At 54.6% G+C, this 874-nt stretch carries 1 protein-coding gene; it reads left to right on the top strand.

Annotated features, from left to right (window positions below; translation table 11 throughout):
* Positions 1 to 874 (top strand): terminase large subunit domain-containing protein (locus tag ACTQ1N_RS12665; protein ID WP_441957009.1); only part of this gene is annotated, 874 nt, incomplete at both ends.

Raw genomic sequence — 874 nt, 5'->3', positions numbered from 1 at the left:
CCAAGGCAGATCGGGCTGTGAAGTTTATCGAGATGCTCCGTCATACCAAAGGCAAGTGGGCTGGGAAGCGGTTCTGGCTTCTCCCGTGGCAGGAGCAGATTATCCGTGACCTGTTCGGCATCGTGAAGGAGAACGGCAAGCGTCAGTTCCGGACCGCTTACATCGAGATCGGGAAGAAGAACGGAAAGAGTGAGCTTGCTGCAGCGGTAGCGCTGTATCTCTTGTACGCAGACAACGAGCCGTCTGCCGAGGTCTATGGCGCTGCCGCAGACCGGCAGCAGGCCAGTATCGTTTTCGATGTTGCTCATCAGATGGTTTCCATGACACCTGCGCTTCTGAAACGATCAAAGATCATGGCGGCAACGAAACGAATTGTGAATTACAGCAACGCTGGATTCTATCAGGTCCTTTCTGCAGAGGTGGGAACCAAGCACGGCCTGAACGTTTCCGGTCTGGTCTTCGATGAGGTCCACGCCCAGCCGACCAGAAAGCTTTATGATGTTTTGACGCAGGGCTCCGGTGATGCCCGTGAGCAGCCACTGTTCTTTCTGATCACGACGGCTGGAACCGACAAGAACTCGATCTGCTACGAGCTGCATCAGAAGGCAAAGGATATCCTCTCCGGGCAGCGCGTGGATCACACCTTTTACCCGGTTGTCTATGGACTGGAAGACGATGAGGACTGGCACGATGAGAAGAACTGGTATAAAGCAAATCCAAGCCTCGGACAGACGATCGACATCGAGCGTGTCAGGGAGCACTACCATGAGGCGCTGGAAAATCCCGCCGAGGAAGCAGTGTTCAAGCAGCTGAGACTCAACATGTGGGTATCTAGTACGACCGCCTTCATTCCGGAGCAGGTCTTTGATCAGGG

It is taken from the genome of Porcincola sp. LCP21S3_C12 (assembly GCF_052118625.1).
GTDB lineage: Bacteria > Bacillota > Clostridia > Lachnospirales > Lachnospiraceae > Porcincola.
This window is presented reverse-complemented; position numbering and strand designations above follow the sequence as displayed.